General features: G+C 31.8%; 21 protein-coding genes and 3 pseudogenes. 8 read left to right on the top strand and 16 right to left on the bottom strand.

The window, feature by feature from the left end; translation table 11 throughout:
- Positions 1–193: 193 nt before the first annotated feature.
- The 4 genes from COC46_RS20060 to COC46_RS20045 form a co-directional block, all read right to left on the bottom strand.
- Positions 194–982 (bottom strand): enoyl-CoA hydratase, encoded by a 789-nt coding sequence (locus tag COC46_RS20060; RefSeq protein ID WP_098811672.1) that lies wholly within the window; start codon positions 980–982, stop codon positions 194–196.
- Positions 983–1,054: 72 nt separating this feature from the next.
- Positions 1,055–2,542, bottom strand: a complete 1,488-nt coding sequence (locus tag COC46_RS20055) for a coproporphyrinogen III oxidase (RefSeq protein WP_098811671.1) — start codon at positions 2,540–2,542, stop codon at positions 1,055–1,057.
- A 123-nt stretch (positions 2,543–2,665) separates the two neighbouring features.
- Positions 2,666–3,535 carry a Cof-type HAD-IIB family hydrolase gene (locus COC46_RS20050; protein ID WP_098811670.1) on the bottom strand — a complete coding sequence of 290 codons (870 nt, stop codon included), beginning with the start codon at positions 3,533–3,535 and terminating at the stop codon, positions 2,666–2,668.
- Positions 3,536–3,782: 247 nt separating this feature from the next.
- The gene (locus tag COC46_RS20045) at positions 3,783–4,139 is read right to left on the bottom strand and encodes a YlbF/YmcA family competence regulator (protein ID WP_098811669.1); all 357 of its coding nucleotides are present in this window, start codon (positions 4,137–4,139) and stop codon (positions 3,783–3,785) included.
- A gap of 169 nt (positions 4,140–4,308) precedes the next feature.
- Between COC46_RS20045 and COC46_RS20040 the strand changes: the two genes are divergently transcribed.
- From COC46_RS20040 to COC46_RS20015, 6 genes are all read left to right on the top strand, one after another.
- Complete coding sequence (locus COC46_RS20040) at positions 4,309–5,406, top strand: YheC/YheD family endospore coat-associated protein (RefSeq protein ID WP_098811668.1); 1,098 nt, start codon at positions 4,309–4,311, stop codon at positions 5,404–5,406.
- Between the two features lie 18 nt (positions 5,407–5,424).
- Positions 5,425–6,510, top strand: a complete 1,086-nt coding sequence (locus COC46_RS20035; protein WP_098811667.1) for a YheC/YheD family endospore coat-associated protein — start codon at positions 5,425–5,427, stop codon at positions 6,508–6,510.
- Entirely contained in the window at positions 6,510–7,865 is a 1,356-nt protein-coding gene (locus tag COC46_RS20030) for a YheC/YheD family endospore coat-associated protein (protein ID WP_098811666.1), read from the top strand. Before COC46_RS20035 ends, COC46_RS20030 begins: the two co-directional genes overlap by 1 nt.
- Complete coding sequence (locus COC46_RS20025) at positions 7,862–9,037, top strand: YheC/YheD family endospore coat-associated protein (RefSeq protein WP_098811665.1); 1,176 nt, start codon at positions 7,862–7,864, stop codon at positions 9,035–9,037. Before COC46_RS20030 ends, COC46_RS20025 begins: the two co-directional genes overlap by 4 nt.
- Before the next feature lie 238 nt (positions 9,038–9,275).
- Positions 9,276–10,199 (top strand): PucR family transcriptional regulator, encoded by a 924-nt coding sequence (locus COC46_RS20020; protein ID WP_176545238.1) that lies wholly within the window; start codon positions 9,276–9,278, stop codon positions 10,197–10,199.
- 131 nt (positions 10,200–10,330) lie between these two features.
- A complete protein-coding gene (locus tag COC46_RS20015; protein ID WP_098811663.1) occupies positions 10,331–11,428 on the top strand; it encodes an ABC transporter ATP-binding protein in 1,098 nt (365 codons plus the stop codon).
- A gap of 43 nt (positions 11,429–11,471) precedes the next feature.
- On the opposite strand, the gene COC46_RS20010 is transcribed toward COC46_RS20015, so the two are convergent.
- The 12 genes and pseudogenes from COC46_RS20010 to COC46_RS22930 all read right to left on the bottom strand — a co-directional run bounded on the left by COC46_RS20010 (position 11,472) and on the right by COC46_RS22930 (position 19,192).
- A complete protein-coding gene (locus tag COC46_RS20010) occupies positions 11,472–11,723 on the bottom strand; it encodes a hypothetical protein (RefSeq protein ID WP_098811681.1) in 252 nt (83 codons plus the stop codon).
- Positions 11,724–11,796: 73 nt separating this feature from the next.
- Positions 11,797–11,991, bottom strand: a complete 195-nt coding sequence (locus tag COC46_RS20005) for an alpha/beta-type small acid-soluble spore protein (RefSeq protein ID WP_056472044.1) — start codon at positions 11,989–11,991, stop codon at positions 11,797–11,799.
- A 190-nt stretch (positions 11,992–12,181) separates the two neighbouring features.
- Complete coding sequence (locus COC46_RS20000; RefSeq protein WP_098811662.1) at positions 12,182–12,916, bottom strand: amino acid ABC transporter ATP-binding protein; 735 nt, start codon at positions 12,914–12,916, stop codon at positions 12,182–12,184.
- Positions 12,917–12,930: 14 nt separating this feature from the next.
- The gene (locus tag COC46_RS19995; RefSeq protein WP_098811661.1) at positions 12,931–13,626 is read right to left on the bottom strand and encodes an amino acid ABC transporter permease; all 696 of its coding nucleotides are present in this window, start codon (positions 13,624–13,626) and stop codon (positions 12,931–12,933) included.
- Complete coding sequence (locus COC46_RS19990; RefSeq protein ID WP_369700072.1) at positions 13,613–14,410, bottom strand: amino acid ABC transporter substrate-binding protein; 798 nt, start codon at positions 14,408–14,410, stop codon at positions 13,613–13,615. Before COC46_RS19990 ends, COC46_RS19995 begins: the two co-directional genes overlap by 14 nt.
- Before the next feature lie 266 nt (positions 14,411–14,676).
- A pseudogene (locus COC46_RS23180) lies at positions 14,677–14,928 on the bottom strand (transporter associated domain-containing protein); the annotation flags it as partial.
- A 23-nt stretch (positions 14,929–14,951) separates the two neighbouring features.
- A pseudogene (locus tag COC46_RS23175) lies at positions 14,952–15,120 on the bottom strand (CBS domain-containing protein); the annotation flags it as partial.
- 63 nt (positions 15,121–15,183) lie between these two features.
- Positions 15,184–15,366 (bottom strand): annotated as a pseudogene (locus COC46_RS23170) (CBS domain-containing protein); the annotation flags it as partial.
- Between the two features lie 580 nt (positions 15,367–15,946).
- The gene (locus COC46_RS19980; RefSeq protein WP_098811658.1) at positions 15,947–17,263 is read right to left on the bottom strand and encodes a hemolysin family protein; all 1,317 of its coding nucleotides are present in this window, start codon (positions 17,261–17,263) and stop codon (positions 15,947–15,949) included.
- Positions 17,264–17,423: 160 nt separating this feature from the next.
- The gene (locus tag COC46_RS19975; protein ID WP_176545237.1) at positions 17,424–17,840 is read right to left on the bottom strand and encodes a MerR family transcriptional regulator; all 417 of its coding nucleotides are present in this window, start codon (positions 17,838–17,840) and stop codon (positions 17,424–17,426) included.
- Between the two features lie 450 nt (positions 17,841–18,290).
- Positions 18,291–18,866, bottom strand: coding sequence for an HD-GYP domain-containing protein (locus COC46_RS22935; RefSeq protein ID WP_255294983.1), 576 nt, complete (start codon positions 18,864–18,866; stop codon positions 18,291–18,293).
- Between the two features lie 11 nt (positions 18,867–18,877).
- Complete coding sequence (locus COC46_RS22930; RefSeq protein WP_255294982.1) at positions 18,878–19,192, bottom strand: hypothetical protein; 315 nt, start codon at positions 19,190–19,192, stop codon at positions 18,878–18,880.
- 291 nt (positions 19,193–19,483) lie between these two features.
- On the opposite strand from COC46_RS22930, the gene serC reads away from it, so the two are divergent.
- The gene (serC, locus tag COC46_RS19965) at positions 19,484–20,578 is read left to right on the top strand and encodes a 3-phosphoserine/phosphohydroxythreonine transaminase (protein ID WP_098811656.1); all 1,095 of its coding nucleotides are present in this window, start codon (positions 19,484–19,486) and stop codon (positions 20,576–20,578) included.
- Positions 20,575–21,735 carry a phosphoglycerate dehydrogenase gene (locus COC46_RS19960; RefSeq protein WP_098811655.1) on the top strand — a complete coding sequence of 387 codons (1,161 nt, stop codon included), beginning with the start codon at positions 20,575–20,577 and terminating at the stop codon, positions 21,733–21,735. Before serC ends, COC46_RS19960 begins: the two co-directional genes overlap by 4 nt.
- The last annotated feature ends 53 nt before the right edge of the window (positions 21,736–21,788 follow it).

The raw sequence follows: 21,788 nt of genomic DNA, 5'->3' as shown, positions 1-21,788 counted from the left end.
TTGTATCACAAAATTAATTATTTCGTAAAAAAATTGAAGATTTCTTTAATAATTTTAAAATTACTATAGGAAAAATAGATTTTCAATAATTATATAAGAAGAATTTTTAACTGCAGATTTAAACTTATTCTTTACACTTCTATTCTTTCGTTCGCACAAATAAAATCGACCAGATTTGGTCGATTTCACTTACTTATTTACCAGTGAAAACCGGTAGTCTTTTTTGCAAAAATGCTTGTACACCTTCTTGATGATCCACTGTTCTTCTCATTGCACTTTGTCCATCTTTTTCAAATAATAGGACATTTTTTAATGTTTCTAAATTACCTTTGCAATAAATTTGTTTCGTTTGAATCATTGCACTTACAGGCTTGTGAAGTATTGACTTCACTCGTTCATTAATTTCTTGTTCAAAGTCACCACTAATGATTTCATCAATTAAACCGATTTCTAATGCTTGTGCTGAGGTTAATTTTTTACCTTCCCAAATCAGTTGTTTAGCTTTTGCTTCACCTAATCGTTTTTCTAAGAAGTAATGTGCACCACCATCAGGAATTAAACCAATTCCGATAAAGTTCATTGCAAGTACACCTGATTCGTGCGCTATAACGAAGTCACTACAAAGAGCAAAACTTAGACCAATACCAGCAGCTGGACCATGTATCGCACTAATAACGATTTTAGGTAAAGTATATAATTTTACTACTACTTCTGAAATTAAATCCATTACTGGACCAAAAGCAGCTTCATCTGTATTACTTAGCATAGATTTTAAATCTCCACCAGAAGAGAAGCCTTTACCATTTCCACAAAGAACTACTACATCGACTTCTGAGTTAGCAATTTCATCCAGTACATCTCGAAACTGTCTGAATGTATCTTCATTCATTGCATTTAATACTTCAGGTCGATTAAATACAACAGTTGCAACTCGACCTTCTTTTCTTAATAAAACATGGTCTGCCGTGTTCGAAATAGACATACAAAAATCCCCCTTAAATTCATTGTTAACTTAAACATTAAACATGGTAAGGGGAATTTCCTTTATTTTTTATTAATTTGACTCATTACTTTTTGAAAATAACTCATCTAAAATTTTGATTTTCGCATTTGTATAATGCTCGTAACCTTCATTATATGATTTAGGATCTTTTGCATTTGCAAATCGTGTTATTTGACGAGTCTCAGGATTTACAAACTTACTAGATGCGCCACAGCCTAATCCAATTATTGTTTGTTCTTCTTCCATAATTAATATATTATATAAGCTTTCTTGACCATCTACTGAGTATCCAATATTCTCAAGATTACCTAATATATTTTTTTGGCGATATAAATAATATGGATGATAATTATGATTTTTCGTCCAAACAGTTGCTTCATTCATCATTTGCTGTACTTCGTCTCGATCAGCCACTTTATATTTTTGTTTGTTTTGCGTCATTTCTGAAGCTCGTTTAAATGAAAGTGTATGAACAGTCAACGATTCTGGCATTAATTTTTCTGTCTCATCTAATGTGTACTGGAATTCCTTTAAACCTTCTCCAGGTAAACCAATAATTAAATCCATATTGATATTATTCATACCCATTTCACGAGCTAAATGGAATTTTGTTATTGTCTCATCAACAGTATGGTGTCTTCCAATCGCTTTTAAGGTTTCTTGAATATACGACTGTGGATTAATACTAATTCGATCAATATTCCATTTATTTAATACATCTAATTTTTCTGGTGTAATTGTATCTGGTCTTCCAGCCTCAACCGTAATTTCACGAACCTGCTTCATATTCGGGAAAGATTCGTGCATTTTAGCATATAGTAAGTCCATTTCTTCGGCTGTAATACTAGTTGGAGTACCGCCACCATAATAAATGGTTGTGATGTTAATCCCGCGTTCCTTTAAAAATGCACCGACTTTCTCCATTTCATAATGTAATCCATATAAGAATGAATCTACCGCACCTTGTTTACCTTGAATAGCATAGGCTGGGAAAGTGCAATACGCACACTTTGTTGGGCAATATGGGATTCCTATATAAATACTTACTTCATTTTGCAAATTATATAAATCAGGTATTACCTTCAATTGACGATCTACAATTGATTGCATTAATTCAATTTTCTCATCATGAATTAAATAATCATTTCGTAGTTCTTCATGAGCCATTTCCTTTGCCATACCAGCTTTAAGCTTTGAGTGAAGGAGTTTCGTTGGCCTAATACCAGTTAATATCCCCCACTTTTGTTGAATTCCAGTATGCTCTTGAAGTAATGATAAAAAGACAAAGTTAACTGCTTTCTTTTTAAATTTAAATGATTCTCTTTCATCTTTACCATCTACATAGTTTGTATTTGCTTGGAACCCGGATTCTAATTTACCCGAGACATGTTTATTTAGCTCATCTAACTCAAAACTTACTTCTAGATCTGCATCTAATTTTTCTAACGATACAGCACAGTCTTCAAAAAATAATTGAGCTAATAGCTCTAACGGTCTTTGAAAACGAATATCCTCTAAACCTTTAATATATATTTTCATTTTTTATCACCTTTTTAAGTTATCACTTAAGTATAAAATTAAAGAGTAACTAGGTCAATTAATTAAAATATACTAAAAAAGCCTGATTTTCGAAGAGAATTCTCTTGAAAGCCAGGCTTTTATTTATTTTTCGATTTTTAAATGTGTTTTTAAAAATGGTAGTGGGAATTGTTTCCTAAAATGTTCCTTGATCATATATGGAACACCATTTTGATCGTTTGATCTTGTAATCCAATCTGCAACTTTCTTAATCTCAACAGGAGCATTTGACATTGCAACTCCTAAACCTGCATGCTCGATTAACGGTAAATCGCTATAATTATCTCCGATTACAACCATTTCATGATATGAAATTCCTAGATGTTCACCTAGTCGTTTTAATCCTGAATATTTTGAAATTCCTTTTCGGACGATTTCAATTTTCTTATCTTCATCGCACAAGCAATCTAAATGTGGATACTTTGAAGCTAATTCCTCTTTCACTTTGTTTTTCTCTACTTCATCAGAGAAATAACATTCTATTTTTAGCGGAGAAATTGAATTTTCCAGAATACTATCTGAAAGTGATTCAACAAATTGGATTGGATAAAATACAGGATCCGCATTTGATAGAACTGCCTTAGCAACTAAGTTTGACTGTAATTTTTTTCGATTTCCAATTGAAAAATGCTCATGTGATAATCGAATATTACAATCATATTTTTCTAGTTTTTTAACAATGTCATAAGCTTCTTCTTCTTCAATCCTTTTTTCAAAGAATGGCTCATCAAGCTTAGAAGAGATAAAGGCACCTGAGTGCGAAACCAAAAGGTTATTAACCTTTAAAGCTTTTGCGATTTTTTTTGTAGCCTGGAAATTTCTACTTGTATATAAGGTAACATAAATCCCTTTATCTTGAACGTATTCAACAGCTTCTTTCGATTCTTTTGAGAGTTTTCCGTTTGATTGTAATAAAGTACCATCTATATTAATTGCAAGTAACTTATAAATCACTTAATCTCCCCCATTTCGCGAAGAAATACCTTACTAGAATATATGACATGCTTCATTTAATTAGAACATTGTAGGCTGTATTATATCCATTCCTATACTAAAAAAGACTCCATCTCAATGAAGTCTCTCTTAAATTTTGAGCAAGATTGAAGAACAGCTTAAACCAGGTGAAAATAGACTTAAGATACCTCTTTGTTCCTTATTTCCCCTGATTTTCCTGCGCTTATGCTCTTCTTTGCCCTAAGTATTAAAGTTCAAGTAAAGATTTATAAAATTCTTCTAATGGATTCATAACAATTTTATTTACATCTTGAATGACTAAATTTAGTCTTTGTTCCGTTTGCATTAAATTTGCAATTAAAGGATTTTGTGACACTCTTGCAACAATTTCTTGTCCTTTAGCATTTTCTTCCGGAGTAACTGGTTCACCTTGATACATTTTTTGTTGCATTGTTTTTTGGAAGTTTTGAAATTCCATAAATAAAGGTTTCGCACTTGGATCAGCTAATACTTGAGAGTATAGTGATTGTAGATTTTTAAATTCTGGTTGCTCCTTAAAAGCATTTTGTAGTGAGTATGCAATATCATAAATATTTACTGCCATGTTACTACCTCCTATAAACTTTTGTATCTCCACTATAGCAAACATTCTATTATATGTCAGTCTTTCAAAAACAAATCTAACTTTATTCCCTAAAAATTTCCTTAAGACATTCACCAACTAGGCGAATATCACATAGTATACAACGACATTATTTTGGAAAGGAGGAGAAATGTTGCAATCTTTTCCTAAAAATCAAAAAAAACAATCTTTTGCGATTGTCACTGATTCAATAAATGAGGAATCACTAAATCCGCTCGGTTCCATAACCACACTTTGTGAAGAACTATCAGAGTTATGCGGAGACTCTGATATCAATTTCTATGTCACTACATTTAAAAAACTATTAACAAATGAATTAAAAGGTTATAAACGGTCAGATAATGGCTGGATTTTAATGAATGTTCCTCCCCCTACGGTCATTCATAACCGTATTCATTCTAGAAGGCTAGAACGTACTAATGAGTTTAAATTACTTAATTCTTCGCTAATAAATCAGCAAATACCTTTTTTTAATGCGCGTTTCTTAAATAAACTTGAAGTGTTTAAAGCGCTAATTGATATAGCCTATATAAAACCTTACGTACCATACACAGAGGAATGCTGCTCAGCCGAGCAATTAGGAAATTTTATTCAAAAATATGATTCTGTTTTTATAAAACCAATTCATGGTAGTCAAGGAAGAAATATTTTTAAGGTTACAAAAGATAAAGATTTGTACCGATTAAAAAATAGTCAAAGCGCTGAAAGTGAAACAGAATACCAAACAATATCTCAGCTCTTTCAACCAATAAAACAACAATTAAGTAAACGATCTTTTATCATACAAGAAGGTTTAGCTTTAATCAGTAAAGATGATCGACTTGTTGATTTTAGATTTTTATGTCATAAAAATAAGTTTAATAAATGGGAAGTAACTTCAACTGTAGCAAGGATTGGTCATCCAACACAGTTTGTAAGTAATTTAGCTCGCGGAGGAGACCTTCAAAAAATTGATGAATTTTTAAGTCAATATTTACCAAAAAAAGAGCGAATCCACTTTAAAAGATTATTGATAGAGTTAGCTATCGAATGCTGTATTTGTATTGACTCCTCCTTTGATGGATTATTCGCAGAGTTTGGTGTGGATCTCGCTATAGATCATCAATTTAACCCTTGGGTCATCGAAATAAATTCGAAGCCATCTAAGGATTTGCAAGTATCAGACCCAATTCAAAAAATTAGACCTTCAACAAAAGCTATTTTTTCTCTTGTTCAATCATATTTATAAGTACAAGGAGTGAAAAGAATGAGAATAGGTTATTTATCTCTTAAAGAAAGACAAGAAGGTGAATACGTACAGCATATGGCGAAAGAAGCAAGTAAACTTGGTTATGAATTCGTTCAATTTACCCCTTTTAATATTCAACCAGCTACAGAAGAAATTATGGGTTGGAAGTATATAGCAGAAACAGAACAATGGGAGAAAACAACATTTGAAATTCCTAATTATATTTATGATCGCTGCTTCTATTCCCCTAGTATTAAAAGTAAGCAAGCAAAACCTATTGTTGATTGGCTAAAAAAACGTAAAGACATTACTTTTTTAGGTTATGGACTACCAGGAAAATGGGAAACTTATCAGGCACTTGCGACTGATGAAAGTTTAAATCCATACATCCCTAAGACAAAAAAATTATTACATTTAGCTGTATTTTTTGAAGAACTTAGAAAAACACGTAAGCTCGTTATTAAACCGATCCATGGATCAAGAGGAATCAATATTTATTTTATTACTTTAAGTGCATATTCAATTAGTGTTTCAACTCAAAAACAAAAGGAAGTTGTTGAAACGGTTTTCGAAACAAGAGATGAATTTTTTGAATGGTTACAACCGATTGTTGAATCAAAGGGATATGTTTATCAAAACTATTTAGACCTTCAAACAAAATCACGCGAAGCATTTGATTTACGAATTCTTTTACAAAAAAATGAAAAAGGTGAGTGGCAAACAGTTGGTAGTGGTATTCGCATTGGTCAGCCTAATTCAATTGTTGCCAATTTAAGTTCAGGCAGTAATGCCGTTTCGTTTGAGAAGTGGATTACTCAATTCAATCAAAGAACAGCCCTAATTTTACAGCAAGATATTGAAACTATTTGTAAACAATTGCCGATTACCCTTGAAAAGAATTTTTTACCGTTATTTGAAATAGGATTAGATTTAGGAATTGATTCTAATCAAGCAATCTGGATTTTAGACGTTAATTCAAAACCTGGAAGAAAGGTTCTACTACAAACTGACCCTTCCATCCAACATAAGCTGTACTCAGCACCAATTCAGTATTGTCTACACTTACAATCGAAATCTAAAAGTGAAAGAAGTGAAATTAAATAATGAATGAAGTTTATAAAATCGTTACACATCGACAGAGTAAAAACTTAGTATGTATACCTGAAGAACTTACTACATCAAGAAATATTGAATATATTGCTTTCGGTCAAAAAAAATACCCTTGTCAACTAGTTACGATGAATACACTTCACAAAATCATCGCAATATCAGAGCATTTAGTTGAAATGCTCTGTATACCTTTTGAAGGTTCAATTGAACCCATTATTATCGGAAATACTTTACAGCTTGGACCTCTAGTTGGCATTTTTACTGCTGGCTTTACAGAATCACTTCTCCGTCCAATTGGTGATCGTAGCTTTATGTTTGCAAACTTAATTGCGGAAAATAATCATAAAAATAGCTTTATCTTCGTATTTGGTACCCATGGTATTGATTGGGAACATGAAACAATTCAAGGGTATTTCTTTACGAATAAAAGATGGACCAAAGAGGTCGTCCCATTCCCAACAGTTATTTATAATCGATTACCAAATAGAAAAGTTGAAGTTCATAAATCAATTAAACGTGTACGTCAAAAACTGGAAAAAGATTATAAAATCCCATGGTTCAATCCTGGATTCTTTAATAAATGGGACCTATATTTAAAATTAAAAAATGAGGAATCAGTTGCTCATTATCTTCCTAAAACAGTGAAATTCCATAATTTTGACACGATTGAAGAGTTATTATCGCAATATCAATTTGTTTATGTTAAACCTGAAAATGGTAGTCTCGGTTCAAAAGTAATCTTAATTCGGTACCAGAGAGAAGAAGGAATTTATTACTGTAGGTATCGGGATTTTGAAACAAATAAACTACAAAAATTCTCATCACTCCAATCTTTAATTAGTCATGTTTTTCGTAGTATGAAGTTACATGACTTTATTGTGCAGCAAGGCATTTCACTAATTCGATACGAGCATCAGCCTGTCGATTTCCGAGTTCATACAAACAAAGATGCTCTCGGTAAATGGCATGTAACAGTTATTGCCGCAAAAGTAGCAGGAAAGGGTAGTACCACTACTCACATCAATAATGGCGGTCGAGTCAAAACTCTTGAAGAATTATTTGATTCAGAAAAGGCTAAAAGGATACATGAAAAATTATCAACGGCAGCTTTAAAAATTAGTGAATCTTTAGATCGTCAAGTAGATGGCTATATAGGAGAAATAGGATTTGATATAGGCGTTGATAAAGATGAAAAAATCTGGCTTTTTGAAGCGAATTCTAAACCTGGAAGATCAATCTTTTCAAACCCAAGCTTCCAAGAAAACGACAAACAGATCAAAAAACTTTTTTTGGAATACGCTACCCATTTATCCAAAAAAGGAAATGAACTCGAGGTTTCAATGAAATGATCTCCGTTTTTTATCATCTTGAGACAAATACATGGTCACATGACGATATTGAATCAAGATGTTCCATAGGTCATAATCAACTACCGATACTACCATTTCAGGACGATGCTTCAAATACGATTCAATTTCAGGTAAAAAAAGCCGGTATACATTTAGGCCCAATCGTCGGTATATTAACAAATGAGGATCGACTTCCTTTTAGCGGAAATATCAAAACCTTTAAAAGAATATGTAAGAAAGTTCTATCAAAAGGCGGTATTCCAATAATATTAACCCCTGCCGCCCTCTCTAATCATTCTATAAAATGTTATACGTTTTGTTTCAAATCAAAAAAGTGGGTTAAATTATTTTCACCTTTACCAGATGTAATTTATAATCGAATTCCATCTGTCCAGTATGAATCGAATGATGATTATAAAGAGTTTCGTGAAAAAATTTCAGCATTAAACATTCCTTTTTTTAATGAATCCTATCTCTCAAAAATACAAACAACTTCAATTTTATCCACTAATGACTTTTTAAAAAGTTATATTCCTAAGACAATCGAATTAACAAGCGAAAAAGATTTATCTTTCTATTTGAAAAAATGGAAATTTCTATATATTAAGAAGCATAATTCATCAAGAGGATTTGGCGTGTTCAAGCTTTCTTTGAAAAGTGATAATACGGTCATCATCCGAAATGCATTTCATGTAGAATTAGTGAAATCAATTAATGATTGCTGGAAATTCCTTAACTCCTTAAACGAGGATTTTATTTGTCAACAAGGCATAGTAAGCGAATTACCAGATGGGAGAAAGTTTGATCTTCGTATTCTTGCACACAAAAAAGAAAATAATTTTATTCTTTCTGGTATCGGAGTAAGAGTAGGTACATTTAATGGCATTACAACTCATGTACCTAGAGGTGGCACCATTATTGGTATTGAAGAACTACCGCTTGAATTAAATTTTTCTTTATTACAGGAAATTGTCAAACAAACAGGAATTGCCTTAAATAAAGATGATGCTCATTTTTTTGAATTCTCTATGGATATTGGCATTCAAAACGAACATTACTATATTTTTGAAATAAACTCTAAACCAATGGTCTTTGACGAGATTGCAATAAAAGAACAAGGACTTGAAAACTTAATTCATCTATTTTATGAACTTTCGAATTTCAATCATTAGTCGTTCGCTCCAAAATGTTGATTTAAAGACTGGTTGAAATCCCTTGTCTTTTGAGGCGCGAAACTGATAAGAAGCGTAGTTACCTTAAACGGTGATGAGTACCGCAGACATGCGTAGTAATGAAAAAAGCGACCGTTTAGCGAGCAGTCTGGAACAGTAGGTGATTAACTACTGTTCTTTTTTATTTTAACTAACAGTGATAAACTTAAATGAAATAATGCTCCGAAAGGTAAAAAATATGATTGATAAAATTAAGTCTTTATTTGGTGAAGAGTCCGTTTCAGTCACGCCTGATCAAAATACATATATGGATTACTCTTGGTTTTCTACTGAGAATCAAGAAATTTTCGGAATTAAAACAGGTTCATTAACAGTAGAACAAAATAACCTATTAGAATGTCTTTTTACAAAATTAGAATCGAATACAATCATGATGCCATCTGCACAAAGCGAGTGGTTTCAATATTTATATTTCAATAAAGGACATAACCCTTTATTCTTCGAAAATGAAAATGAACTCCCTTCCTCTATTCGATTTATCCATTTTTATAGTAATCAGTTATTCACACATAAAGTTGAGTTTGAGGAAGCAATCAATGCGTTCTTTCATAAAGAGGTAATAGTAGTTTGGAACTCTGCAAAGGAAGGCGTCATTATTGAAAAAATAAACGATCAACCATTTAATAAAGAATTTCTCGAGCATATGCAAGAGATCATTGCAGCTGATTTATACCATGATGTAACTTTTTTAGTTGGTAAACGGTACTCCCCATTAGCGAATTTATATCTTTACTTTGACATTGAGCATCAATGTTTTAAAAAAGCTTTATCTGTAAAAAGACAAAAACATATTCTATGGTTTTCAAAAGAAATGCTTCATTACATCCTTTCATTTTTACCAGAACAACTACAGAAGGAATTACCTAATCTATTTTTGAATGATATGAAAATTGATGATCCAATTCTTTCAACTGTAAAAATTTATCTTCAACAAAATTTAAATGTCACAGCTACTTCAAAAAAAGCTTTTTTACATCGTAATACTGTTCAATACCGACTTGATAAATTTTCTGAACAAACCGGTATCGATTTAAAGCATTTTGAGGATGGACTTGTTATTTTTTTAGCAATTCATCTACTTGAATTAACTAGTGAAACTTAACAATAGCTTTTTTTGTGCACCTTGTACAAAGGAGGCTATTTTTTTTGTGTACCTTTGCCATTGTAGGAAGACGTTTAAATGTTTACAATTTAATTAATGAAACCGATTACAACTATTTGGAGGTAGTATCAATGGCAGAATTAAAATTAGATCATATTTATAAAATTTATGACAATAATGTAACGGCTGTAAAAGATTTTAATCTTCATATCGAAGACAAAGAATTTATCGTATTCGTTGGTCCGTCTGGATGTGGAAAATCAACTACTCTTCGTATGATCGCTGGTTTAGAAGATATTTCAAAAGGTGATTTCTTTATCGATGGAAAGCGTGTAAATGACGTTCAACCAAAAGATCGTGACATTGCAATGGTATTCCAAAATTACGCGCTATACCCTCATATGACTGTATATGATAATATGGCTTTCGGATTAAAATTACGTAAATTTGACAAAGCAGAAATTGATCGCCGTGTAAAAGATGCAGCTCGTATTTTAGGTCTTGAGGAATATTTATCTCGTAAACCAAAAGCTTTATCAGGTGGACAACGTCAACGTGTTGCTCTTGGGCGTGCAATTGTGCGTGATGCAAAAGTATTCTTAATGGATGAGCCATTATCAAACCTTGATGCAAAATTACGTGTTGCAATGCGTTCTGAGATTTCAAAATTACATCAACGTCTTCAAACAACAACTATTTATGTAACGCATGACCAAACTGAAGCTATGACAATGGCTACACGTTTAGTTGTAATGAAAGATGGTATTATTCAACAAGTCGGTACTCCTAAAGAGGTTTACGATCGCCCAGAAAACGTATTCGTTGGTGGATTTATTGGTTCTCCTGCAATGAACTTTGTTTCAGGTAAAGTTGAAGATGGTCATTTTAACTTAGGAAGCAAAAAAGTTGCTATACCTGAAGGGAAAATGAAAACATTACGCGATAAAGGATATGTTGGAAAAGAAGTTATTTTAGGTGTACGTCCGGAAGATTTACATGATGAACCAGTATTTATCGAAGCATCTCAAGGTACTGTTCTTGATTTGAAAATTGAAGTAGCTGAGCTTTTAGGAGCAGAATCAATGCTATATACTAATTTTGAAGGACATACTTTAGTTGCAAGATTAGATGCACGTTCAACATTTACACATGGTCAAGTAATTAAATTAGCAGTAGACATGAACAAAGTTCATTTCTTTGATAAAGAAACTGAAGCTCGTATTCGATAATTAATAAATAAAATAACGCGGTACCATTTGTATTGGTACTGCGTTATTTTATTTTCTCTATAATTTTTAGGAAGCCTTCATTACAATCTGGACAATTAAACATATGTGTACAATACTGATTTGAATTTTGCTCGGTTAATCCATCAACTTTTGCTGAAATATCATAATCTAAATATGGACTATATTTATCATCATAATCAACTGCTCTACCTTTATCTTCACTATGATTTTCACAAATGGGACATGATAATTTATAATGCTCAATCCCATTACATAGTGGACAAATGCCATCCATTTTAGATCCCCCCACTTTCTTTCCCTTCATTAAGAAAGGATGGAGATTCATCTCCATCCCTTTATCCATGTTATTATTTTGAATAACCACCTAAGCTTTGTTCAGCCATTTGAACTAAACGTTTAGTGATTTCTCCACCTACAGAACCGTTAGCACGAGCTGTAGAATCAGGACCTAAAGTTACTCCAAACTCAGAAGCGATTTCATACTTCATAGAATCTAATGCTTGTTGTGCACCATTTACTACTAAGCTGTTGTTGTTTGCCATGTTGTCTCACCTCCTTAAGTAGTGTAATGATAGTATGACTCTATTCGATTAACATATGTATGTTTAGCTAATGTAAATTTTGGAAATAACATTTTATTTTGTTTTTCTCCTTTTTGGGGATTAAAAAAGCACTAGACCATGGCCTAGTGCTTTTTTTCTATATTAATTTATAAATTATTATATTGTAGTATTACTGTATTAATTGTAAAAATTGTTTTGTTCTTGCATGCTTAGGTTTCTCTAAAACATCACTTGGGTGACCTTGCTCTATAATATAACCGCCATCCATAAAAATGACTTCATCCGCAACATCACGAGCAAATCTCATTTCATGCGTTACGACAATCATTGTCATTCCCTCTTCAGCTAATTCCTTCATTACCTTAAGAACTTCTTGTACAAGCTCTGGATCTAATGCTGAAGTTGGTTCATCGAATAAAATGACAGTTGGTTCTAAAGCTAATGCTCTAGCGATACCCACACGTTGCTGTTGACCACCAGAAAGCTGATGTGGTAATAAATTAATTTTTTCTTCTAATCCTACTTTAGTTAGTAAATCAATTGCTTTCTTTTTCGCAACATCTTTTTTTATTTTTTGTACAGTTACTAAACCTTCCATAACGTTTTCTAACGCTGTTAAGTGAGGGAATAAATGATGTTGTTGAAAAACCATTCCTGTTTTACTTCTTAAAGAAATAATTTCTTTTTTAGTAACTTTATTAGAAAAATCTATCGACTGATCATCGATTGTAATTTTTCCATCTGTCGGATGTTCCAAAACATTAATACATCTTAAAAATGTCGTTTTCCCAGAACCTGATGGGCCAATAATCGCTGTAACAGTACCTTTTTCTACATTTAGACTAACATCTTTTAATACTTCTAATTCACCAAAGCTTTTTTTAATATTTTCTAGTTTTATCATATTTCCTTCCTCCATTACTTAGCAACATAACGTTCCACTCGAGCTTCTAATCTACCCTGAATAATTGAAAGGAAGAAACAGATTATCCAATAGATGACTGCAGCTTCTGTATAGACAACTAAAAATTTATAATTAGTTGCAGCTATTTCTTGAGCTGTTCTAAACATCTCAGTTACCAATATTAATGAGGCCAAAGAAGTGTCCTTTACTAAACTAATAAAAGTATTTGATAACGGCGGTAATGAAACTCTCGCAGCTTGAGGAATAATAATTCGTTTTAATGTTTGATTATATGTCATACCAATCGAGTAAGAAGCTTCCCACTGCCCCTTATCTATCGACTGAATTGATCCCCTAATAATTTCTGATGCGTATGCACCAACACTTAATGAAAAGCCAATAATAGCAGAAATATAAGGCGAAATTGTTACATTTATTGAAGGTAATCCATAAAAAATAATAAATAATTGCACTAATAGAGGTGTCCCTCTAATAATTGAGACATAAAATTTGGCTACTCCAATTAGGAATTTATTACCTGATAGACGGAAAAGCGCGGTAACAAATGCTAAAACTATACCTACAATAAATGTAATAATCGTTAATGGAATAGTACCAATTAAAGCAGTTTTAACCATTGGAAGGAAAGAATCCTTCGCAATGGTTAAATTGTCAATCCACTCTTGACTGAGTATATTATTTAAGTCCATCTTTACCGAACCATTTTTGTACTATTTCATCATACTTTCCGTCTTTTTTCATATCTTCAAGTGCTTTGTTAACAGCTTTTACTAATGAATCATCCGTTTTACGGAACATAAATCCACTGTTAGAAGCATCATTTTCTAAAGCTGCAATTTTAACTTTTGTGTCACCAGTTTCTTTTAAATAGTTTTGAATTGATAATTTATCATTGATTGTAACATCAGCACGTCCAGTTTCAATTAATTGAATTGCTTGGCTAAAGCCTTCTACCCCAACTAATTTAGCACCATATTTTTTAGCTAAATCGCCATAGTTACTTGTTAATGATTGAGCAGCGTTTAATCCTTTAATTTCATCAAATGATGTAACTTTTGAATCTGCTTTAACAACTAGTGCACCTGATGATGTAATGTATGGATCAGAGAAATAATATTTTTTCTCACGATCTGGTCTAATACCCACTTCATTCGCAATCATATCAAAGCGTTTTGCATCTAAACCTGCAAACATTGCATCCCATTGAGTTTCAAAATATTTTGGTTTTACACCTAAACGTTTTGCAACTTCATTTGTTAAATCAACATCAAAACCAGTTAACTTTCCAGATTTATCATGGAACGTGAAAGGTGCATATGTACCTTCAGTACCAACTTTTAACTCTCCACTATCCTTCACTTGCGTTAATAAATCTTTCCCTATAGCTGTTTCTTCTTTTTTATTTGAATTGCAGCCTGCCATAAAACCTGCTGCTAAAACTAACGAACCTAATGTTAAACCAATTTTCTTAATATTCATTCTTTAATCTCCCTTAACCTTATCGGAATTGTTTGTTTTGAATTGTGTGTCTTAAATATATTGCATGTATTAAAAAATTACAACAAAAAAATCTTATATTTTTATTATTTTTCATTTTAGCTTTTTAATTCTTTTTTATGATTGAATATTACATTCCTTTAGGAAGCTATGACGCGAGGCTGATTTCCAATAGGATTTCATGAACGATTTCTTAATTTTAGGCTTCTATCTTCCAATAAAACTCAAGAAAAAACTCGGTCCTAAGAACCGAGTTTACTTTGCAAATTTTGGTTATTTATTTTTACAATAACACTTTGAATCCTTCTATTTTGAACTTCATTTATAATAAACGTTAAATTTTTATATTGTAGAAATTCTCCATTTTTTGGAATGTGTTTAAAACTTTCAAATAACCATCCGCCTAATGTTAAATACCTACTACTAGGTTTTTTTATATTAAATTGGTTAAAAAAACTTGTGAGGTCAATTGAGGCCTGGAATTGGTATTCATTCTCATTTATTTGGAAAAAATCATCCTCTAACTCGTCGAACTCATCTCTAATTTCACCAACTAATTCTTCGATTATATCTTCAAGCGTTACAATTCCCGAAGTTCCACCAAATTCATCTACAACAATTGCTAAATGCGCATTTTGTTTCTGAAGAATTTGTAATACCGTAGAAATTTTCATTGATTCCATCACAAAAACAGGCTCTCTTATTAGTTCACGAATATTAACTGATTGTTTTTGAACTAATTTCGTTAAAAATTCTCTTTCGGAAATTATCCCGATTATATGATCCATATCCTGTTCATAAACTGGAATTCTGGAGTATCTTTCTTGTAAAAATAAATCCCATATTAAATCTACGGATTCATTTATATCGATTGCAACAACCTTTGTTCGGGGTGTTAAAATATCACTTACTTTTTTTTCTTTAAACGTCATCGTTCTTAATAATAGGTCATCTTCGTACAATTTAGATAGTTCTTCATCAACATCAAATAAATAGCTCTGAATTAAATGATGTTCTTCTTGAGAATCCACATTTTTACGATCCTTTGATTTTCTAAAAAAAAGTCGGTTAATAAAGTTAAAAAGTAATTTTATACCATTACCCGAGGGAGCATCTGACAAGCACTTCACACCCCTATTTCAAGTTTTTTAAATTATTAACTATCGACAATCCTTTACAAATATGTACTTTATATGTATTCAATTTAGGAAAAATTATGCAAAAAAAAGACCTCATACTTTAAAAAGTAGAGGGGAAAAATGAGGTATTGTACGAAACGATTAAAAATAAGCTGATTGAAATAGTTAGTATTTAACAATTAGAAGATTATCTTCTTGTCTTCTACAATACGGAAGAAAATAATACTTCTGCACAAATCAACCTTACAACTTTATTTTATAACAAATGAAACTGTATTGAAGTTCCGAGTTGTTAAGTTTTTGTGAATAATTGTACAAAGTACCATTAAAAAAGAAGGAATTAAGAATCCTTATCCCTTCTTTTTAATATGATCTATGATTTTATCGCTTCTACAAACTCATTTTTTTTTATTTCAACTAATTTAACTTGATGTGAATCTAATTCAACTACTTTAAATTCATAGTCCTCAAATAATACAGATTCACCTTGTTGGATATCATGATTTTGAGTTAGAATCCAACCACCAATTGTGTCAACATCATCTTCTTCAACGTAAAGTCCGAATAAATCATTAATTTCAGTAATTAATACTTTTCCGTCTACAATCTTATGCGTTTCTGAAATATGTTGGACTGCTGGTTTTTCATCATCATCATATTCGTCACGTATTTCTCCAACAATCTCCTCAAGAATATCTTCCATTGTTAATAATCCTGCAGTACCACCGTATTCATCATATAAGATTGCAAGTGGAATACGTTTCTTTTGCATTAACAATAATAAATCATGGATTGCTATCGTTTCAATAACCTGAATGACTGGACGAGTAGAGTTTGCGAAATCGTATGATTTTTCAACTTTTCCATTTAGATAACGGATAAAAAAGTCTTTAACATTTACCATACCTAAAATATCATCTTTATCCTCACCAAACACAGGGTAACGAGTATATTTTTCATTTTTAATTATTTCAATTTGCTCTTCAATTGGGTCTTCTGCATATAAACCGATAATTTCAGTACGAGGGACCATAATTTCTTTTGCAAGTCGGTTATCGAACTCAAAAATATTATTTAAATATTTATACTCAGCTTGATTAATTTCTCCGCTTTCAAAGCTTTCTGATAAAATGATTCTTAATTCTTCCTCAGTATGAACTTCTTCTGATTCAGAAGCTGGCTTAATGCCAAATAATCCTGTAAAAAATCTTGCAGAACCATTTAAAGCCCAAATAAATGGATAAGCTATTTTATAGAATACAATAAGTGGAGTAGAAAGTATTAATGTAAGTGACTCAGCTTTTTGAATAGCAACCGTTTTTGGAGCTAGCTCACCAATTACAACGTGAATAAATGTCATAAATGAAAAAGCTAAAATAAACGAAATTGTTGTAGCGATTGTACCGTTTAATCCAAGAAATTCTACGACTGGGTGTATAAGATGCTCAAACGTTGGCTCACCTAAATAACCTAATCCTAAAGCTGTAACCGTAATACCTAATTGACAAGCTGATAAATATTCATCTAAACTCGTCGTAACCTTTTTAGCAGCTAATGCACCTCTCTTTTTTTCGGCTACTAGTTGATCAATTCTACTTGATCTAACTTTCACTATCGCAAATTCTGCTGCTACGAAAAAAGCTGTAAGTGCGATTAAAACTGCAATCATAAACAAGTTAACTATGTCCAATGACGAACTCGAGTATCTTACTCGAGTATTCACCTCCTGAGAATTTCAATCTACAAAAATATAAAATTATTATTTTACTTACTTAATAGATTACCATAATTTAGTAAAACGCACATATTTTATAGCCTATAAATTGTTTAGTTTTAAATTTAATTAATTATTATTTTACAAAATGCTTTAAGGTCTCAAATAACGGAAATGTATGATGAGACAATGAATCTACTAAAGCATTTTTATCACAATCATTCATGTCAGATATTACAGGAACTAATTGAGCTAATTTAGCTTCAAGTTCAATCATTTGATTTGATATTTGTTGAATTTGTTCAAAAACACAATTTTTTTGATTATAATTAGTTTGCAGTAAATCTTTTATCTCTTCTAAGGATATTCTCATTTTTTTACAGTGTTCAATAAATCTAAGAGTTTCAATTGCCTCTGTGGAATAATATCGATAGTTTGATTCTGATCGTTTTGCTTCTAGTAACCCTAATTTTGTATAATAATCAATTGTTCTTTTTGAAACTTGAGCTATTTCAGCTAACTCTCCAATGCGATACTCGATCCCAAGTGACAACCCTCCCCATTTTAAATAGATAGTATTACTATTATATAATTTAGAAAGTATACAGTCAAACGTTACAGTTCTACAAAATATTTCTAACTCTTAGTTGTTTTTAAAGAAATTGGTGCGTTGATCTCCGCTCCAGGATGCTGGCTGGCTTTCCATAAGGCGAGCACCTTACGTTCCAATCTAATTTTATTTTTAGTTAGTTTAATCAAAACCATTAAAATCAACAGTTTACAAAATGAACATATAAAAATCTACATAATAAGTAATAAATTCGGAGGTGTACTTTTGAAATTAAACAATCGGATAATACAAAAGGTTCCTTTTTTACAGTCAGCTACAAGACTACACCACATTTAATTGAATCAATGTTGAAAAGGGTTCGAACGATCTTAGGGGATCATAATCAACCTATTCCAAGTTGGTACAACAAAAAAGTAGCCTTCATCAATAAGGCTACTTTTTTTGAATTATTTCATTCTCAGAATTAAATAAGCTAAGAAATACATCCATAATCTTAGGATCAAATTGGATCCCCTTAAACTTTTCTATATCTTTTAAACATTCTTCTACAGGCATCCCTTTACGATATGAGCGATTTGAGATCATGGCATCATAACTATCTGCTATTGCTACAATTCTTGCCGTTAATGGGATCTGCTCACCTTTTAGCCCTTCTGGATAACCTTTCCCATCGTATCGTTCATGATGATATAGAACAATATCAAATATGCCATTTTCATTAAAAATGGCAATATGCTTGATTATGTCATATCCGATAACGGGATGCTGTTTAATTGTATTATATTCCTCGTCAGTTAATTTCTCGTTCTTAAGTAAAATATGTTCCGGTATCCCGATTTTACCAATGTCATGTAATAATCCCCCCTGATGGATTACTGTACAAAGACCTTTACTTAATTTCATTTTCTTTGCAATATTATAAGCAATATTAGCAACACATTCAGAATGATGCACAGTGTATTTGTCCCTAGAATCTAGTGCCTTTGCAAGTGCTAAGATTAACTCCAAAGATCCACTTTTTACTTTTGATATTGCTTCATAAAACCGACTGATATGTACATGATTAAGTAATATGTAATTAAGTAACTAAAAATATGTGCAGACTGGGGAACTAAATAAAATCTACAAAGAGCTATAATTGTAACAACTAATAAAATAATCCAATTAGAACGTTTATAAAAACCGAAGCCAAATATGACTGTAACAAGCATGTACATAAAATAAAAATTATCACTTTTTTCAAAACAAGTTAGATTAAATAGCAAAGTAACAGCAAATGAAATATAAAAAGCATAACGAAAGTAAACTGGATTATTAAACCATTTAGAAAACATTTAATCTCCTAACTAAATAATATATAATCCTTAAATTTACCTTTATTATCATAAACTATTCATTTTTTAAGCAAGTGTAAAACAGGACTAAGAATATACTGGGAGTAATAGAAGAAGTACATCGACTTAATTTCTAATTCCTTTACTGCCATTACTTACGACCCTCTATATAATTTGAAAATTATATCATTTTGTGAAATTTTTATTATTTTATTTCATCTTTTATTGACCAACGAATGGCGGTAGTTTAAAGTTAGAATATTAAAAAAATAAGAAGTGAGGATGATTTTGATGAACCGTGTGTTTAATTTCTCTGCTGGTCCCTCTGTCTTACCACTGCCAGTATTGGAAAAAGTACAAAATGAACTTGTTTCATACGGAAAAGCTGGAATGTCGGTAATGGAAATGAGTCATCGTTCAACTGTATTTGAAGGAATTATTAAAAACTGCGAAAGCTTATTACGCGAAATTTTAGAAATTCCAACAAACTATAAAGTATTGTTTTTACAAGGTGGAGCTTCTACTCAATTTTCAATGGTTCCACTAAACTTATTAAAAAAGTATAAAAAGGCTGCTTTTATTAATACAGGATCTTGGTCTAAAAAAGCAATTTCCGAAGCAAAAAAATATGGGGCTGTTGATGTTATCGCTTCTTCTGAGGATAAAAATTTTTCATATATTCCTAATTTAGAAGATTTAGATGTAAGCGAATCATATGATTTTGTACATATTACATCAAATAATACAATTGAAGGGACAAAATACTCTACTTACCCTAAAACAATTTCACCTTTAGTTGCAGACTTTTCTTCAAATATTCTTTCCGAACCAATTGATGTCTCTAAATTCGGATTAATCTATGCTGGAGCTCAGAAAAACATCGGCCCTGCAGGATTAACGATTGTTATTATTCGAGATGATCTAATTGGTCATGCAGATAAACTTTGTCCAACAATGCTCGACTACAAAACACATATGGAAGCATCTTCACTTTATAATACACCACCGACATTTAGTATTTATGTAGCGATGTTAGTTTTAGAATGGATAAAAGAATCTGGCGGTTTATCTAGTATTCATCAAAATAACTTATTAAAAGCTCAATTATTATACGATTTTATCGATCAATCTGACTTGTTCTCTTCTCCAATTGAAAAAGAGAGCAGATCACTTATGAATATCCCATTTACTTCAACTACTGATGAATTAAATAAACAGTTTCTTGCTGAGGCAAATACAGCTGGACTTGTGAATCTAGAAGGGCATCGATCTGTAGGAGGAATGCGAGCTAGTATTTATAATGCGATGCCAATAGAGGGCGTTGAGAAATTAGTTCAATTTATGAGCAGATTTGAAAAGAAAATTTTAGAGGAGATAGTAAGATGATAAAAATCCAAACGTTGAATAATATTTCTGAGCACGGTATTAAAGAATTTCCTTTGGAAAACTATAGCATTAACAATGATTTAATTGAACCAGATGGAATTCTCTTAAGAAGTCATAGTATGCATGAGATGAGCATTCCAAACAGTGTTAAGGCAATCGCAAGGGCCGGAGCTGGCGTAAATAATATTCCAATTGATGAATGTACTTCAAGAGGAATTGTTGTATTTAATACGCCTGGTGCAAATGCAAATGCAGTTAAAGAACTAGTTTTGACAAGTTTATTTCTTTCTTCACGCCGAATTATTGAAGGGATTGAATGGACTCGTTCTTTATTTGGTGAAGAAAATGTGTCCAAAATTGTAGAAGCTGGTAAAAAAGAATTTGCTGGAACAGAAATCGCAGGCAAGAAATTAGGAATTATTGGATTAGGAGCAATTGGTGCACTTGTGGCAAATGATGCTCTTGCATTAGATATGGAAGTTTATGGTTATGACCCTTATATTTCAGTCGAAACAGCTTGGCGTTTATCTAGAAATGTACAGCGAATCGATAATTTGGAGCATATTTTTTCAACATGTGATTATATAACGATTCACGTACCACTAACAGCTGAAACAAAAGAATTTGTGAATGAAAAGCTGTTATCAGTCGTAAAAAAAGGAGTTAGAATACTTAATTTCTCACGTTCAGAATTAGTGGAAGATGCTGCTATAGAATATGCACTAAACAACGGTACTGTAGGAGTTTACGTGACAGATTTCCCAAATGAAAAGGTAATTGGTATGAAGAATGTTATTCCGATTCCTCATTTAGGAGCCTCAACAACTGAATCAGAAGAGAACTGTGCGCGTATGGCTGCTAAACAATTAAAAAATTATTTGGAAACAGGTAATATAAAGAATTCAGTTAATTTTCCAAATGTAGAATTACCTTATACAGGGAAAAAGAGAATTACGATCGCACATAAAAACATTCCAAATATGGTCGGTCAAATTACAGGTTTACTAGCAAACTATCAAGTAAATATTGCTGATATGCTTAACCGTAGTAAAGGTGCTTTTGCCTATACAATGATTGACCTTGATGAAACAATCAACGAGCCAGTCGAACAATTATTAAAAGAGATTGAGGGCGTTATTTCAGTAAGAATTATCTAAACAGAAATAAAACGGTAGGAGCAAATTTTGCCCTACCGCTTTTTTATGATTCT

The organism is Bacillus sp. AFS041924 (assembly GCF_002577195.1).
Lineage (GTDB): Bacteria > Bacillota > Bacilli > Bacillales > Bacillaceae_G > Gottfriedia.
Note: the sequence above shows the minus strand (reverse complement) of the source record. Positions and strands in the feature narration are given on the sequence as shown.

What these genes read in the sequence shown, in the direction of transcription:
- COC46_RS20040 (WP_098811668.1), top strand. Translation starts at nt 4,309, where the DNA reads ATGTTGCAATCTTTTCCTAAAAATCAAAAAAAACAATCTTTTGCGATT.
- COC46_RS22930 (WP_255294982.1), bottom strand. Translation starts at nt 19,192, where the DNA reads ATGTTTTCTAAATGGTTTAATAATCCAGTTTACTTTCGTTATGCTTTT.
- COC46_RS20000 (WP_098811662.1), bottom strand. Translation starts at nt 12,916, where the DNA reads ATGATAAAACTAGAAAATATTAAAAAAAGCTTTGGTGAATTAGAAGTA.
- COC46_RS20055 (WP_098811671.1), bottom strand. Translation starts at nt 2,542, where the DNA reads ATGAAAATATATATTAAAGGTTTAGAGGATATTCGTTTTCAAAGACCG.
- serC (WP_098811656.1), top strand. Translation starts at nt 19,484, where the DNA reads ATGAACCGTGTGTTTAATTTCTCTGCTGGTCCCTCTGTCTTACCACTG.
- COC46_RS20020 (WP_176545238.1), top strand. Translation starts at nt 9,276, where the DNA reads ATGATTGATAAAATTAAGTCTTTATTTGGTGAAGAGTCCGTTTCAGTC.
- COC46_RS20025 (WP_098811665.1), top strand. Translation starts at nt 7,862, where the DNA reads ATGATCTCCGTTTTTTATCATCTTGAGACAAATACATGGTCACATGAC.
- COC46_RS20015 (WP_098811663.1), top strand. Translation starts at nt 10,331, where the DNA reads ATGGCAGAATTAAAATTAGATCATATTTATAAAATTTATGACAATAAT.
- COC46_RS20035 (WP_098811667.1), top strand. Translation starts at nt 5,425, where the DNA reads ATGAGAATAGGTTATTTATCTCTTAAAGAAAGACAAGAAGGTGAATAC.
- COC46_RS20060 (WP_098811672.1), bottom strand. Translation starts at nt 982, where the DNA reads ATGTCTATTTCGAACACGGCAGACCATGTTTTATTAAGAAAAGAAGGT.
- COC46_RS20030 (WP_098811666.1), top strand. Translation starts at nt 6,510, where the DNA reads ATGAATGAAGTTTATAAAATCGTTACACATCGACAGAGTAAAAACTTA.
- COC46_RS19995 (WP_098811661.1), bottom strand. Translation starts at nt 13,626, where the DNA reads ATGGACTTAAATAATATACTCAGTCAAGAGTGGATTGACAATTTAACC.
- COC46_RS19960 (WP_098811655.1), top strand. Translation starts at nt 20,575, where the DNA reads ATGATAAAAATCCAAACGTTGAATAATATTTCTGAGCACGGTATTAAA.
- COC46_RS20005 (WP_056472044.1), bottom strand. Translation starts at nt 11,991, where the DNA reads ATGGCAAACAACAACAGCTTAGTAGTAAATGGTGCACAACAAGCATTA.
- COC46_RS20010 (WP_098811681.1), bottom strand. Translation starts at nt 11,723, where the DNA reads ATGGATGGCATTTGTCCACTATGTAATGGGATTGAGCATTATAAATTA.
- COC46_RS20045 (WP_098811669.1), bottom strand. Translation starts at nt 4,139, where the DNA reads ATGGCAGTAAATATTTATGATATTGCATACTCACTACAAAATGCTTTT.